General features: G+C 63.5%; 13 protein-coding genes. 8 read left to right on the forward strand and 5 right to left on the reverse strand.

The features are described 5' to 3' along the window. Window positions 1-29 precede the first annotated feature (29 nt). From msbA to ACVW0Y_RS03450, 6 genes are all read left to right on the forward strand, one after another. A complete protein-coding gene (msbA, locus tag ACVW0Y_RS03425) occupies window positions 30-1823 on the forward strand; it encodes a lipid A export permease/ATP-binding protein MsbA (RefSeq protein WP_457436064.1) in 1794 nt (597 codons plus the stop codon). Continuing rightward, window positions 1820-2719: a GNAT family N-acetyltransferase gene (locus ACVW0Y_RS03430; RefSeq protein ID WP_457436065.1), complete on the forward strand. Its 900-nt coding sequence runs from the start codon at window positions 1820-1822 to the stop codon at window positions 2717-2719. Before msbA ends, ACVW0Y_RS03430 begins: the two co-directional genes overlap by 4 nt. Window positions 2720-2731: 12 nt before the next feature. Further along, the gene (locus ACVW0Y_RS03435) at window positions 2732-4132 is read left to right on the forward strand and encodes a PIG-L deacetylase family protein (protein WP_457436066.1); all 1401 of its coding nucleotides are present in this window, start codon (window positions 2732-2734) and stop codon (window positions 4130-4132) included. Between the two features lie 81 nt (window positions 4133-4213). Next, complete coding sequence (gene hldE, locus ACVW0Y_RS03440; protein ID WP_457436068.1) at window positions 4214-5638, forward strand: bifunctional D-glycero-beta-D-manno-heptose-7-phosphate kinase/D-glycero-beta-D-manno-heptose 1-phosphate adenylyltransferase HldE; 1425 nt, start codon at window positions 4214-4216, stop codon at window positions 5636-5638. Between the two features lie 213 nt (window positions 5639-5851). Next, a complete protein-coding gene (locus ACVW0Y_RS03445) occupies window positions 5852-7144 on the forward strand; it encodes an acyl-CoA dehydrogenase family protein (protein WP_457436069.1) in 1293 nt (430 codons plus the stop codon). 19 nt (window positions 7145-7163) lie between these two features. Further along, entirely contained in the window at window positions 7164-8372 is a 1209-nt protein-coding gene (locus ACVW0Y_RS03450) for an acyl-CoA dehydrogenase family protein (protein WP_457436070.1), read from the forward strand. Window positions 8373-8452: 80 nt separating this feature from the next. Here ACVW0Y_RS03450 and ACVW0Y_RS03455 read toward each other — a convergent pair whose 3' ends face one another. The 4 genes from ACVW0Y_RS03455 to ACVW0Y_RS03470 all read right to left on the reverse strand — a co-directional run bounded on the left by ACVW0Y_RS03455 (window position 8453) and on the right by ACVW0Y_RS03470 (window position 11896). Continuing rightward, window positions 8453-9364 (reverse strand): metal ABC transporter ATPase, encoded by a 912-nt coding sequence (locus ACVW0Y_RS03455; protein WP_457436071.1) that lies wholly within the window; start codon window positions 9362-9364, stop codon window positions 8453-8455. 70 nt (window positions 9365-9434) lie between these two features. Continuing rightward, complete coding sequence (locus tag ACVW0Y_RS03460; RefSeq protein WP_457436072.1) at window positions 9435-10256, reverse strand: aldo/keto reductase; 822 nt, start codon at window positions 10254-10256, stop codon at window positions 9435-9437. After that, complete coding sequence (locus ACVW0Y_RS03465) at window positions 10253-11428, reverse strand: NAD(P)/FAD-dependent oxidoreductase (protein ID WP_457436073.1); 1176 nt, start codon at window positions 11426-11428, stop codon at window positions 10253-10255. Before ACVW0Y_RS03465 ends, ACVW0Y_RS03460 begins: the two co-directional genes overlap by 4 nt. Window positions 11429-11563: 135 nt before the next feature. Continuing rightward, the gene (locus ACVW0Y_RS03470) at window positions 11564-11896 is read right to left on the reverse strand and encodes a DMT family transporter (RefSeq protein WP_457436074.1); all 333 of its coding nucleotides are present in this window, start codon (window positions 11894-11896) and stop codon (window positions 11564-11566) included. 105 nt (window positions 11897-12001) lie between these two features. Here ACVW0Y_RS03470 and ACVW0Y_RS03475 point away from each other — a divergent pair, with 105 nt between their 5' ends. Then, window positions 12002-12886, forward strand: a complete 885-nt coding sequence (locus ACVW0Y_RS03475; RefSeq protein WP_457436075.1) for a LysR family transcriptional regulator — start codon at window positions 12002-12004, stop codon at window positions 12884-12886. 31 nt (window positions 12887-12917) lie between these two features. After that, complete coding sequence (gene waaA / locus ACVW0Y_RS03480) at window positions 12918-14192, forward strand: lipid IV(A) 3-deoxy-D-manno-octulosonic acid transferase (protein WP_457436076.1); 1275 nt, start codon at window positions 12918-12920, stop codon at window positions 14190-14192. 209 nt (window positions 14193-14401) lie between these two features. Here the strand turns inward: waaA and ACVW0Y_RS03485 are convergent, their stop codons facing one another. Next, entirely contained in the window at window positions 14402-15106 is a 705-nt protein-coding gene (locus tag ACVW0Y_RS03485) for a PqiC family protein (RefSeq protein ID WP_457436078.1), read from the reverse strand. Window positions 15107-15122: the final 16 nt, after the last annotated feature.

Genomic DNA, 15122 nt, shown 5'->3' on the forward strand with positions numbered 1-15122 from the left:
TCTCTAGCCAGTCGAATGAGGCGTGCCGAATGGCCAAAACCAGTGAGCAATCCAGTCTGAAAATCTACATGCGACTGCTCAAGTATGTGCTGCCGTACTGGGGCGCATTTGCCATCAGCATCCTTGGCTTCGTGATCTTCGCGTCCAGCCAGCCGATGCTGGCGGACATGCTCAAACACTTTCTCGATGCCCTGGATCCGGCCAAAGATGCCAAGTTTCTTGGCGTTTCCCTGGTGCTCGGCGTACCGATCCTGATTGTACTCATTGCCGTCTACCAGGGCATAGGCTCATTTCTGGGCAACTACTACCTGGCCAAGGTCTCCCGCGGGCTGGTGCACGACCTGCGTGTGGCGCTGTTCAACAGCCTGCTGACCCTGCCCAACCGTTACTTCGATAACAACAATTCCGGTCACCTGATCTCGCGCATTACCTATAACGTGACCATGGTCACCGGTGCCGCCACCGACGCCATCAAGGTGGTGATCCGTGAGGGCCTGACCGTGGTGTTCCTGTTCGGTTACCTGGTGTACAGCAACTGGAAACTGACCATGGTACTGCTGGCGATTCTGCCGATCATTGCCGTGCTGGTGACCACCGCGAGCAAGAAATTCCGCAGCCAGAGCAAGAAGATCCAGGTGGCCATGGGCGATGTCACCCATGTCGCTTCGGAAACCATTCAGGGTTACCGCGTGGTGCGCAGCTTCGGCGGCGAAACCTACGAGAAAAACCGTTTTCGCGATGCCAGCGAAGACAACATGAATCGCAGCCTGGGCATGACCCGCACCCAGTCGATCTACACGCCTAGCCTGCAATTGGTGATCTACATCGGCATGGCCGTGCTGATGTACCTGGTGCTCTACCTCCGTGGTGATGCGTCGCCGGGCGAGCTGATTGCCTACATCACCGCTGCCGGTCTGTTGCCCAAGCCGATTCGCCAACTTTCCGAAGTCAGCGCCACCATTCAGAAAGGTCTGGCCGGTGCCGAAAGTATTTTTGAACAGCTCGACGAAGAGCCGGAAGTCGACACCGGCAGCATCGAACTGGAGCGCGCCACCGGCCACCTGGAAGTGCGCAACCTCAACTTCCAGTACCCAGGTACCGAGCGTGCCGTGCTCAAGGATATTTCCTTTGTTGCCAAGCCTGGGCAGATGGTCGCCCTGGTTGGTCGCTCCGGTAGCGGCAAGTCGACCCTGGCCAACCTGATCCCCCGTTTTTACCACCACGATCAGGGCGAGATTCTCCTTGATGGTCTGGAAATCGAAACCTTTACCCTGACCAACCTGCGTCGTCATATCGCCCTGGTGACCCAGCACGTCACCCTGTTCAACGACACCGTGACCAACAACATCGCCTATGGCGACCTGGCCGGCGCGCCGTTCGAACTGGTACGCCAGTCGGCCGAAGACGCCTACGCCGCCGAGTTTATCGACAAGATGCCGCAAGGCTTCGACACCCTGGTGGGCGAGAACGGCGTGCTGCTTTCCGGCGGCCAACGCCAGCGCCTGGCGATTGCCCGCGCGTTGCTGAAAAACGCCCCGGTGCTGATCCTCGACGAGGCCACTTCGGCGCTGGACACCGAGTCCGAGCGGCATATCCAGGGTGCTCTGGACAAAGTCATGCAAGGGCGCACCACCCTGGTGATCGCCCACCGCCTGAGCACCATCGAGAAGGCCGACCTGATTCTGGTGATGGACCAGGGCGAGATCGTCGAGCGCGGTACGCACAATGAGCTGCTGGCCCTCAACGGCTACTACTCGCGTCTGCACGCCAAGCAGTTCAAGGACGACGACCAGGAAGCCGCCGCGGAGCCGCTCGAGGCATGATCAACCGTGTATGGCGCGGCTGGCGTGAGCGCGGCTGGACACCAATCGATGCTGCTGCCTATGCCGCCGCCTGGAACAGGTTCGGCGGCAGTGTGGCAACCCATCCCCAGGTGATCGAACGCCTGGCCGGGTTGGCCGGCATTCCTGTGCATTACCTCGGCTGGTTGCAGGGCGCTGAGCTGATCGCCGCCGTGCCGTGCTGGGGCCGCCATCTGGCGTTGTCCAAGGACGTGCTCAAGGCGCGGGGGCAGCGCGGCCTGTTCGATCTGGGCAATGCCGAAATCATTCTGCCGCTGGCCGAGAACGCCCAGGTGCCGGTGCGTCAGCAGATGCGCTATGTCTCCGAACTGAATGCCGGGCGCATCAGCACCCTCAAGCCGCAGCCGGAAGGTCTGGCGCTGGCCCGGGCACCGGAGGATTACTCGAAGAAATTCCGCTACAACCAGCGCCGCGAGCAGCGTCTGCTGGAAGAGGCGGGTGGGGTGGTGCGGCCAATGCTCGAGCTGTCGCCAAGCGAGCAGGCCGCCATTTACGCCGATCTGTTCCAGCGCCGCTGGGGCTTCGAAGCCACCGGCAAGGAGCGCCAGGCCGAGGTGTTCGCCCTGCTGCGTGAATTTATGACCGGCTCGCTGATTTACCTCAACGATCTGCCGGTGGCGATTCAGGTGCTGTATCAGGTTCAGGCACCGAACTGGGTGAGCCTGGAGTACATCAACGGTGGCGTCGACCCGCAGAACCGCGAGTTCAGCCCTGGCAGCGTGCTCAGCTTTATCAATACTCAGGATGCCTGGGCCGCCGCCCGCGCCCTGGGCAAACCCCTGCGCTACTCCTTCGGCCGCGCCGACCGCGAGTACAAGGATCGTTGGTGCCATACCGTGCCGACCTTTCGGACCTAAGAGCCCCAGGCCATGAGTGCACGTAAACAGCAGCTTCTGAAAACCCATCGCCGCCACAAGCGCCTGTTTGTGCTGGTCGCCTTGCTGGCGTTGGCGCTGCTGGGCGTGCTGCTGGCCTGGTGGCTGGTGCCGCTGTTGCTGGTGCTGGGCTGGGTCGCTCATGAGGCCTGGTTTGCCGATCATCTGTTCTATTCGCCCAAAGACGACTACCAGTACCAGTTCCCGGCGGGCACGCCGCAGCAGGCGGTGAAGCTGGTCGATGGCCGCGTGCAGTTGAGCGCTGAACTGGCCGAGGGTGAAACCCTGATTCTGGCGTTGCCGCTGCGGGCCAGCTGGCTGGGGCGCTGGCTGGACCCCTATGTGCAGATTGGTGATGACCGCCAGGATTTCGAACGCGGAGTAGCCGGCCGGCGTTACCTCAACCTGTCCGGTCAGGCTGCGGCATTGGCCCAGGGCCAGCTGACCGTTAAAGGCCGCTTCTGCCGGCTGGCCAGCGACGGCGAGCTGTTCTGCCTGAGCAACCCGGACTACGCCGAGCAGGCGCTGATGATCCTCGCCCCGCATGCCGATGACGCCGAGCTGGCGGCCTTTGGTCTGTACAGCCGCAGCCGCAATGTCAGCATTGTCACCCTGACCCAGGGCGAGATCGAAGCCGAACACTATCAACAGCTGGGCCTGCCGAGCACCGAAGCCGCGCGCCTGAAAGGCCGTCTGCGTGCCTGGGACAGCCTGGCCGTGCCGCTGTGGGGCGGGGTTCCCGCCAGCCAGTGTGTGCAGCTCGGTTATTACTGCCTGCAGTTGCCGGCGATGGCCGCCGAACCGGACAACGCCTTTGGTTCCCGCGAATCCGGCGACAGCGATGTACGTTCGGTTCGCCAGCACAACCCGTTGCGTCTGCCGGCCGATATCGACGGCATCCCCAGCTGGCGCAATCTGGTGGCGGATCTGGTGGAAGTGCTGGAGCATTTCCGCCCGCAGGTGGTGGTCACCCCGCACCCCGAACTGGACCCGCACGCCGATCACGTCGCCACCACTGTCGCCTTGCAGCAGGCCATCGCCCGCAGCAGTTGGAAGCCGGTTACCCTGCTGCTGTACGCCAACCATCTGCACGACAATGACCGCTGGCCGATGGGCCCGGCGGGTCAGGGCATTGCCCTGCCGCCCGCCATCGAGGCGCTGCCGGCCGATTCCCTGTGGAGCCCGCTGCTGAGCCCGGCCGTACAGCTGGACAAGGCCATGGCCCTGGGCATGCAACACGATCTGCAAGGCCGGCCGGCGCTGAAAAAGCGTCTGCGCCGGATGATTCAGAAGCTGCTTGCCGGGCGGCGCTGGCCGACCACCGGCGAGGATGAGTTCTTTCGTAAAGCGGTCAGACGGCACGAGCTGTTCTGGGCGCGTCGTTTACCTGATTGAGGCGCTGCCCCCGGCCCTGAGGCTGGGCGCGCACCTTGCTGTGCTATATTTTTGCCGCGTTTTAGCGTCCCCGGAGAGTCCATGAAGTTGTCCATGCCCCGTTTTGATCAGGCTGCCGTATTGGTGGTCGGTGATGTCATGCTCGACCGCTACTGGCATGGCGGCACCTCACGGATCTCTCCTGAGGCACCGGTGCCGGTGGTGCGGGTCGACCAGATCGAAGACCGTCCCGGTGGTGCTGCCAACGTCGCCCTGAACATTGCCGCCCTCGGCGCGCCGGCCCGTCTGGTTGGCGTTACCGGTGAAGACGAAGCTGCCGCCAGCCTCAGCGCCAGCCTGCAGGGAGCCAAGGTGCAGGCGCACTTCCAGCGGATTGCCGGGCAACCGACCATCGTCAAGTTGCGGGTTATGAGCCGTCACCAGCAGCTGCTGCGCATGGACTTCGAAGAGCCGTTCAAGACCGATACCGTGGCCCTCACCGCTTCGGTGCAAAGCCTGCTGGATGGCATCAAGGTGCTGGTGCTATCGGACTACGGCAAAGGCGCGTTGAAAAACCACCAGGAGCTGATCCAGGTGGCCCGTGCGCGCAATATCCCGGTGTTGGCTGACCCCAAGGGCAAGGACTTCGCCATCTACCGTGGTGCCAGTCTGATCACCCCGAACCTGAATGAATTCGAAACCATCGTTGGCCGCTGTGCAGACGAAGCCGAGCTGGTGGCCAAAGGTGCCGAGCTGATGCGCGAGCTGGAGCTGGGTGCTCTGCTGGTGACCCGTGGCGAACACGGCATGACCCTGCTGCGCCCCGGTCACCCGGCCCTGCACCTGCCGGCCCGTGCCCGTGAAGTGTTCGACGTCACCGGTGCCGGTGACACGGTGATTTCCACCCTGGCGGCCTCCATCGCCGCTGGTGAGGAACTGCCACAAGCCGTGGCCCTGGCCAACCTGGCTGCCGGCATCGTGGTCGGCAAGCTGGGTACGGCCGCCATCAGCGCCCCGGAACTGCGCCGCGCCGTGCAGCGCGAGGAAGGCTCCGAGCGTGGGGTGTTGAGCCTGGAGCAACTGCTTACCAGCATCGACGACGCCCGTGCCCATGGCGAGAAGATCGTCTTCACCAACGGCTGCTTCGACATCCTCCATGCCGGCCACGTGACTTACCTGGAACAAGCGCGCGCCCAAGGCGACCGTCTGGTGCTGGCGGTCAATGACGACGCCTCGGTCAGCCGCCTCAAAGGCCCTGGCCGGCCGATCAACTCGGTGGACCGCCGCATGGCCGTTCTGGCTGGCCTGGGTGCCGTGGACTGGGTGGTGAGCTTCAGCGAAGACACCCCGGAAAACCTGCTGCGCGCGGTCAAACCGGATGTGCTGGTCAAAGGTGGCGACTACGGCGTGGAGCAAGTGGTTGGCGCCGATATCGTCAAAGCCTATGGCGGTGAAGTGCGGGTGCTGGGGTTGGTGGAAAACAGCTCGACCACCGCCATCGTCAACAAGATCCGCGAGCGCAAGTAGGCCGAGACCGCTAAGAGCATCGCGGCTAAAGCCCCTCCCACAAGGGATCGAGTTCTCTGCGGGAAAGCAGAACCCTGTGGGGGGGCTTTAGCCGCGATACCGTTGATCTTCAGCCCCCTATGGCCGACCTGCCAATCGCTCTCGGCGGAACGGTCATAGGCGCAAGCATTCACCACCGCGCATGCTGCAAGCATCTTCATCCTGGACGGAAAGATGCCCATGAATGCCGATGTACAAGGCCGCGCTCTGGCCATTCTCAATCGCATGGCCCAGGCCGATTGGCCGGACCGCCTGAACCTGCGCAAACCCTTTGAAAAGCTGATCTACAGCGGCAGCCGCGCCAGTTTCCGCCTGGCTGCGGACCGCGCGCAAAAGGGCGGCAGCCGCGCCCCGCGCAAGGTTGATCCGGACGCCCTGTTCGACCTGTCCCTGAGCGACGAACAACAGATGCTGGTGGATATGCTCGCCAGCTTTGCCAGCGAAGTGCTGCGTCCGGCCGCCCATGATGCCGACACCAATGCCGCCATTCCCGCCGAATTGCTCAATCAGGCTCAAGATCTGGGCCTGACCTTTTACGGTGTCAGCGAAGTGCACGGCGGCATGGCTGGCGAGCGCACCACGGTGAGCAACGCCTTGATCGCCGAAGCCCTGGCCAAGGGTGATATGTCCCTGGCTGCCGCGCTGCTGGTGCCGCTATCAGCGGCCAACTGCATCCGCCGCTGGGGTTCCGCCGAGCAACAGCAACGCTGGCTGCCGGCGTTTGTCGGGGAAGCCGCTGCGCCCGTGATGGCCATTGCCGTGAATGAGCCCGAAGCGCTGTTCGATCCCCAGCACTTGGCCAGTAAAGCCAAGCGCAAGGGCAAGCACTACCACCTCAGCGGCGAGAAATGCCTGGTACTGCGTGGCCTGGATGCCAGCCACCTGATCATCGCTGCGCAAGCGGAGAATGGCCCGGCGCTGTTTATCGTCGAGGCGGGCAGCCAGGGCCTGCAGCGCTTTCCCGAGCCCGGCATGGGCCTCAAGGCCGGTGCCACGGCGCGGGTCAAGCTCAAAGGTGTGAAGGTGCCTGTTGAGCAGCGCCTGAACGCCGAGCATTTCAACTACCAAAGCTTTCTCGACCACGCGGCGCTGGCCTGGTGTGCCCTGGCCATCGGCACCGGGCAGGCGGCGCTGGAGTACGTCACCACCTATTGCAACGAGCGCGTGGCCTTTGGCGAGCCGATCAGCCACCGCCAGGGTGTGGCCTTTATGGTGGCCGATATCGCCATCGAGCTGGACGCCATGCGCATGCTCACCTGGCGCGCCTGCGCCCGCGCCGAACAGGGCCTGTCCTTCCATCGCGAAGCCTACCTGGCCCGTCTGCTATGCGCCGAAAAGGCCATGAAGATCGGCACCGACGCCGTGCAGTTGCTCGGTGGCCATGGCTTTACCAAAGAACATCCAGCCGAGCGCTGGTACCGCGACCTGCGCGCCGTGGCCGTAATGGCCGGCGGCCTGCAGCTTTGAGCGCCCGGGAGCTACGCACATGAATCTGGAAACCCCGAAGAAATTCGCCGGCCTTAAGCGCCAGGCCCATCAAGTGGCGGCCAACTATTTCCGGCCGATCTCGCGCAAATACGACAAGGCCGAACACGCCTACCCCAAAGAACTCGACCTGCTGGCTGCGCTGCTCGACGGCATGAACGCCGGCTCGCCGGATGCCATTGGCGCGACCTCGGCGAGCAAGCGTGGTGCCGCCAAATCCATCGAGGAAGGGGTAAAGAACGGCGGCAACCTCTCGGCGCTGCTGGGGGTGATGGAACTCTGCTGGGGTGACGTCGGCCTGCTGCTGGCCATGCCGCGCCAGGGCCTGGGCAACGCCGCCATCGCCGCCGTGGCCAACGACGAACAGCTGCAGCGCTTCAGCGGCACCTGGGCGGCCATGGCTATTACCGAACCGGGCACCGGCTCGGATTCGGCGGCAATCCGTACCACCGCCCGCAAGGACGGCGACCACTATGTGTTGAATGGCGAGAAAATCTTCGTTACCTCCGGCGAACGCGCCGATTCGGTGGTGGTCTGGGCCACTCTCGACAAGGCGCTGGGCCGGGCGGCGATCAAGTCCTTTGTGGTCGAGCACGGCACGCCGGGCATGAGCGTTACCCGGCTGGAGAAAAAGCTCGGCATCAAGGCCTCTGACACCGCCTCCATCAGCTTCAGCGACTGCCGCGTACCGGCTGCCAATCTGCTGGGCAACCCGGAAGTGGATGTGCAGAAGGGCTTTGCCGGGGTGATGGAAACCTTCGACAACACCCGCCCTCTGGTCGCGGGCATGGCCATCGGGGTGGCCAAAGCCTCCCTCGACCGCACCCGTGAACTGCTCAAGGACAGCTTTCGCTTCGACTACGGCAAACCCCTGCTGGCGGTCAGCCATGCCGAAGCCACCCTGTATCGCCTGGAAGCCGAATGGGAGGCCGCCCGCCTGCTGACCCTGAAAGCGGCCTGGATGGCCGACAACAAACTGCCCAACTCCAAGGAAGCCTCCATCGCCAAAGCCAAGGCGGGCCGGGTGGCCAATGAAGTGACGCTCAAGTGTGTGGAGTTGGCCGGAGCGTTGGGCTACGGCGAGGATGAGCTGCTGGAGAAATGGGCGCGGGACTCGAAGATTCTCGACATCTTTGAAGGCACCCAGCAGATTCAGCTACTGATTGTGGCGCGGCGTCTGCTGGGCAAGACCTCCAGCGAGTTGAAATAAATCACATGCATCGCGGCTGAAGCCGCTCCTACGGACCGCACGTCCTTGTAGGAGCGGCTTCAGCCGCGATGCTTTTTGGTCTAGCTACATGCCACCTTTCCCAGGGGCTTTTTTGCCTCCAACCCCTGCTGGGCCACCCAGTCTTTCCAGCGAATCCGCTCCTCCTTCACCACCCAGCCTTGCTGCGGCGCAAAGCTTTCGGCGAGGAATATCCCGCGGGTGCTCGCCGGCACCAGTGCGCCGTGCTTGAGGGTCAGCAGGTCGGCGCAGGGTTTGCCCTGTTGCAGGGGGATCAGATACAGATCCGGCCGCCGCCGATCCAGACGCGCCACCAACTTGCCTTCTTCGAGCTTTTCATCGACATGAAACAGGCTGAGCTGGCGGGTATCTTTTGGCAGTTCCAGGCGCAGGTCGTAGACCAGTTGCAAGGAGGCGGTCGGCAGATGCACATAGGCGCGTGGGCGTTCGATCAGGGTCAGGTTGCCGCAGCGGATTGACCGCGCCGCGCCGGACAGTGGGCTGAGACTGAAACTTGCCGATTGCCGGTAGCGCAAAGCGCTCTGGTACGGGGTTGGCAGCCAGGTATCGCCAAAGCGTCCGCCCAGCCAGCCTTCCGGGGTTTCCAGCAGGCATTCCTCGGCCACTTCCTGAATGGCGGTAAGCAGCGGCAGGTTCAATTCATGGGCCGGCACATAGCCGGAGATCAGCTTGAGCACCACATCACCGCGGTCGGCACGGCGTTGGCGAACCAGCACCCAGTAGTCGCGGCCTTGCCAGCTGAGGGTCAGACGCACGGAAACGCCCAGGTTGGCCAGTTCGGCCTGGAAGGTTTCGGTTTCGGAAAGTGGCAAGGGTTGGCGGCGGTCGAGCACCTGGCCGAAATTCAACGGTGGACCTATGCCTTCATAGCTCAGGCCGCTGGCATTGGCTTCGACTTTTAACGCCAGGGTCTTGAAGTCGCTAGGGGCTTTGCGGGTTAAGGTTCTTGGCATGGTTCGGCTCCTTCGTCGTCAGCTTCATTTCTGAAGCCTGCATGGCTGGCGTAGGCCGTCTTTATTCTCTTTAGCCAGCGCGCAGGGCACGAATAACGTCGGCTGCGGTGGCGACATTGTGTGACAGGTGCAGCGGATTTATGGTTCCGACTATTGCGCTGGCCACCGCCGGGTGCGCGAAGGCCAGTTCGAAGCTGGCACGCACCGGGTCTACGCCCGGCTCCAGACATACATGCCCGCTGGCCAGGGCCTTCTTCAGCAGAATGCCTTTGCCGTGTTGCCAAGCGTAGTCGAGCACCGGGCGTTCGCCCTGTTCATTGAGGTTATAGGTGACCATCGCGCAGTCGCCGTGCTCCAGGGCCAGCAGACCGCCGGCCACAGTCTTGCCGGAAAAGCCGTAAGCGCCGATCTTGCCCTCGGCCTTGAGGGCGGCGAGGGTCTGATACACCTCGTGTTCCTGCAGCACCGCGAGGTCGTTGCCATCGGAGTGCACCAGCAGCAGATCGATCTGCTCGGTTTGCAGACGCTTGAGGCTGCGTTCCACCGACAGGCGGGTATGGGCTGCGGAAAAATCGTGGTGGGACAGGCCGTCGCTAAACTCTTCACCCACCTTGCTGACAATCACCCACTCCTCGCGCTGGCCGCGCAGCAGCGGGCCCAGGCGCTCTTCACTGCGGCCATAGGCCGGGGCGGTATCGATCAGGTTGATCCCCAGCTCGCGCGCCAGGCTCAACAGCAGGCCGGCTTCGTGGTCATCGGGAATCTGAAAGCCATTGGGGTATTTCACCCCCTGATCGCGGCCCAGCTTGACGGTGCCCAGGCCCAGGGGCGACACCAGCAGGCCGGTGCTGCCCAGGGGGCGGTGCAGGTCGTGCAGGGTTTTTATGCTCATGGCAGCAGGATGTCCCAGGCGGTGGGGGCAACGCTTGGGCGTGGCAGCTCAGGCAGCGGCGGGTAGTCGCCGGGCGTCACGCCATCGCGCTGCAAGGCAGCCAGCACGCGGTCAGCGAGGTCCGGGGCGAGTGCCAGTTTGGTCGGCCAGCCGATCAGCAGCCGTTGGTGCTCGGCAAGAAAGGCGTTGTCCGGGCGCACCAGGCCGCTCTGCGCCGGTTCGGCACGGTCGACCCGCAGGGTGGCCCAGTGCGCCTGGCTGAAGTCCACCCAGGGCAGCAGGTTGCTCAGTTCTTTTTGCGCGGCGGCAATTTGCGCCTGACCGTCGCGGGCCACACCGTCGGCCTCAGCCAGATCGCCGCCCAGGTACCACAGCCATTGGCCATCGGCGGTGGGGTGGCTGGTCACGGTGACCCGCGGTTTCGGTCCGCCACCCAGGCAGTGGGCATACAGAGGTTTCAGGGTCGGGCCCTTGACCATCACCATATGCAGCGGTCGGCGCTGCATCAGCGGTTGGGTTTGGCCAAGGGCGGTGAGCAGGGCAGCATTGCCGGCACCGGCGCTAAGCACCACGCGCTGGGCGCGAATTTCGCGGCCATCAACGGTCAGCCCGATCAGCTCACCATTTTCCAGCAGTGGTTCGATGGCTTCGCCACTCAGCAGGCTGTCGCCCGCCAGCTCGGCCAGACGCTGGATCAGGCTGGGGACATCAAGCACCAACTCATTGAGGCGGTAGACCTTGCCTTTGAATTTCGGGTCTTGCAGGGCGGGCGGCAGGTCCGCGCCCTTGACCTGATCGACCCGGGTGCGCACGGCCTTGCTGGCGAAAAAACTGGTGAGGTTGCCGGCCAGGGTGCCGGGTGACCAGAGGTAGTGGGCCTGGGACAGGACCTTGGCACCGCGCAGGTCGAGTTCGCCGCTGCCGTCGAGTGCTTCGCGCCAGCGCCGCGGCATATCGGCAATGGCTTCCGAGGCACCGGTCAGCGCGCCATGCAGGGCGTACTTGGCACCGCCGTGGATGATGCCCTGAGACTTCACGCTCTGCCCGCCGCCCAAGGTGGCGCTTTCGACCAGCACGGTGGCAAAGCCTTGCTGGCGCAACCGCGCGTTCAGCCACAGGCCGGCGATACCGCCGCCAACGATCAGAATGTCTGTGTTAAGGGCTTGGGACATGGAGCGGGCAGCCTCGCTGAAAAAACAGGCCGGCAGTATACCCCTCGGCACCGGGCAAGCTAAAAGCATCGCGGCTGAAGCCGCTCCTACAGGACCGCGCAATCCGTAGGAGCGGCTTCAGCCGCGATGCTTTTTTCAATGCCCAGTGGTGCTGGAGAACAACTGAATCACTACCACTCCCGCGACAATCATCGCCATCCCGAGCATGGCCGGCAGGTCGAGCTTCTGGTTATAGATAAAGGTCGCCGCAATACTGACCAACACAATCCCCAGCCCCGCCCACACGGCATAGGCCACGCCCACCGGAATGGTGCGCACCACCAGGGTGAGCATCCAGAACGAGATGGCGTAACCGATGATCACCAAGGCCAGCGGCAACGGCTTGTTGAAGCCGTCGATGGCTTTCATCGAGGTGGTGGCGATCACTTCCGAGGCAATGGCGATGCCTAAATATAGGTATCCGGACATGGCAGGGCTCCTTCGTTCGATTCTGCGTGGCGATGGCGGAGGATTCTAAGCGCTGGCGCGATGGGATAAAGTCATTACCTATCCATATTGGAGATAGGTGCGGCCATGCAATGGAATTTCGAGCAGTTGCGTCTGTTTGTCAGCGTGGCCGAGAGCCAGTCGTTTTCGGCGGTGGCGCGGCGGCTCAATCGGGCGCAGTCGGCGGTAAGCAATGCCATTGCCATGCTGGAAACCGATCTGGGCATGTTGCTGTTCGACCGCAGCAGCGGCCGCCAGCCGCGCCTGACCGAAGCGGGCCTGGTGCTGTTGGAAGACGCGCGGGAAATCCTGCGCCAGTGCGAACGCCTGGAAGGCCGGGCCATGGGTCTGGTACGCGGGGAGGAGGCCTGTCTGCGCCTGGCTCAGGACGAAGCCATGCCCTATCAGCCGGTACTCGACAGCTTGGAGGCGTTGGCCCGGCAGTTCCCGCGCCTTGAGGTGCAGTTATCCAGCGGTGCCCAGGGCGATGTGGCGCGCAAGCTGCTGGAGCGCCGTGCCGATCTGGGCCTGCTATTTCACCATGAAGATATGCCGCGGGCGCTGGAGCGTCAGCGCCTGGGTACCATCGAGATGGTTACCGTGTGCGCCGCCGGCCATGCCCTGGCCAAGGCCGAGTACGTGGATCGCCATGCCCTGGCCCAGCACCGCCAGCTATTGATGACCCCACAGGACAGCCGCTACCCCGGCGGCGAGCAGATCAGCCCGGCGGTGTGGCGCACCGACAGCTTCTACTCCATGGCCGAACTGGTGATGCGTAACCTCGGTTGGGCCTGGCTGCCACGTCATGTGGCACGCTACCCGACTTATCTCAATCAACTGGTGGAGCTGCGCAGCGACTGGGCACCGCCGCCGTTGGTGGTGGAGCTGGTCTGTCGCCGCGACGAAGCCCTGGGGCCGGCGGCAGTATGGTTGGCCGATTGTTTTGCCGAGCACCTGCAGGCAATTGGTTGAGCCCGTTGCTGAACTCAGTAAACTGCGGCGCATGAATCGAACCCTCTATACCTTGCTGTTTCACCTGGGCCTGCCGCTGATTGCGCTGCGTCTGTTTCTGCGCGCACGCAAAGCGCCGGCCTATGGTCAGCGCATTGGCGAGCGTTTCGCCTTCGGCCTGCCGCCGCTGCAGCCAGGTGGTATCTGGGTGCATGCGGTGTCGGTGGGCGAAAGCATTGCCGCCGCGCCGATGATTCGCGCGTTGCGGGCGCGTTATCCACAGCTGCCGATCACCGTCACCTGCATGACCCCCACCGGCTCCGAGCGTATTCAGGCGCTGTTTGCCGGCGATACCCTGATTCAGCATTGTTACCTGCCATACGACTTGCCCTGGGCCGCCGCGCGCTTTCTGCGCCGTGTACAGCCCAAGCTGGCGGTGATCATGGAAACCGAGCTGTGGCCCAACCATATTCACCAATGCGCCAAGCGCGGAATTCCGATGGCGCTGGCCAATGGGCGGTTGTCCGAGCGCTCGGCGCGGGGCTATGCGCGCTTCGCCAAGCTGACGGCACCCATGCTGGCGGAAATGAGCTTGCTGGCGGTACAGACCGAGACCGAAGCCGAGCGTTTCCGTAGCCTGGGCGCGCGGCCTGAATGCGTCAGCGTGACCGGCTCGATCAAATTCGACCTGAGCATCGACGCCGAACTGCTGCAGCGCGCAGCCGCCTTGCGCACCGAATGGCAGATCGGCACGCGCCCGGTTTGGATCGCTGCCAGCACCCATGCCGGTGAAGACGAAATCATCCTGGCCGCGCACCAGCAACTGCTGACCCGCCATCCAGAGGCGTTGCTGATCCTGGTACCGCGCCATCCCGAGCGCTTCAACAGCGTGTTCGAACTGTGCGGCCGGATCGGCCTGAACACCGTGCGTCGTTCCACCGCCGCGCCCGTTAACGACACCACCCAAGTGCTGCTCGGCGACACCATGGGCGAGCTGCTGTTTCTTTACGCACTGGCCGATATCGCCTTGGTGGGCGGCAGCCTGGTGGCCAATGGCGGGCATAACCTGTTGGAGCCGGCGGCGCTGGGCAAGCCGGTGCTGGCCGGGCCGCATCTGTTCAACTTCCTCGATATTGCCGCGCAATTGCGCGAGGCGGGGGCGTTGCGCGAAGTGGCTAATGCGCAGCAGTTGGCGGCGGTAGTGAATGAGCTGTGGCAGAAACCCGAAGCGGCCGAACAGATGCGGGCGGCGGGGGCTGCAGTGATGCAGCGCAATCAGGGGGCGTTGGAGCGGTTGCTGGAAGGCTTGGGTAAGTTGCTCGGGTGATGGCTTGCCTCACTGGCCAGTCGAGGTGAAGCCCTTACTTTTAGCCTGGTCCGGCATTCCGGCGACTGGCAAAAAGTGAGTCGCGCGCAAGGCGCGAAACAGATCTATCCGCGCATGCGGTAAACGGCACCCAAAAGCGGCAGCGTCAGCTGCGATGCGTTTCGCAGCCCATAAAAAAACCGCTCGGATGAGCGGTTTTTTTATGCAGGTCAGAAGCGAAACACTTCCGTCTGTTGCCGAACCGGTGCTGCCTTCGGAATCTGCGGTGGCTCCGGTGTCTTGGCCGGTGCTGGCGCTGCTGCCGGCTTACGGGTCTCTTCAGCAATCGGCTGCTCGGAAAGCGGTTTGATTGCCATCGCCAACTGCTCCGCCAGGCGACGCAGAATCACACTCTGGGCGCGCACCTGATCGGCCGAGTTGCCCTGATGGGGCTCTTCGAGATGAATCAGACGGCTGTCACGCAACTGCCCGCGACGGTCCAGCAAGCGCCATTGCGCATCCAGCACCGCCGGTTGCAGCGGGCCCGAGTCCATGCGGCTGATGGTGAGTTCCACTTGCACGTCAGGGATAAAACCCGCCGCGCCAGGGGCCATCACCAGCCGCTGAGTTTCCAGACGCGAGGCCAGTTGGCGCAGCAGCACCTGGTCGATATCGGCACCCAGGGTGCCGGCCCAGCGGGCTTCGGGGGCCGGGGTCAGGCTGCCATCTTGCTGGCGTTGCAGCAGGGTTTGTTGTTGCAGGTAGTCGGCGATGGACACCGGGCCCAATAAAACGGCCACGCCTTTATTGGCGACGGGCATTTTCGGGTTGCCGCTGTCCAGTTGGTACAGCGTCACCGGTGGTTGGGCGACGCAACCGACCATGCTCAAGAGGCTGGTCAGCAACAGCAGCGAGGGAATTCGCAAGGAAATCATCTATCTCATCCAGGCA

Source organism: Pseudomonas sp. TE3786, assembly GCF_054057335.1.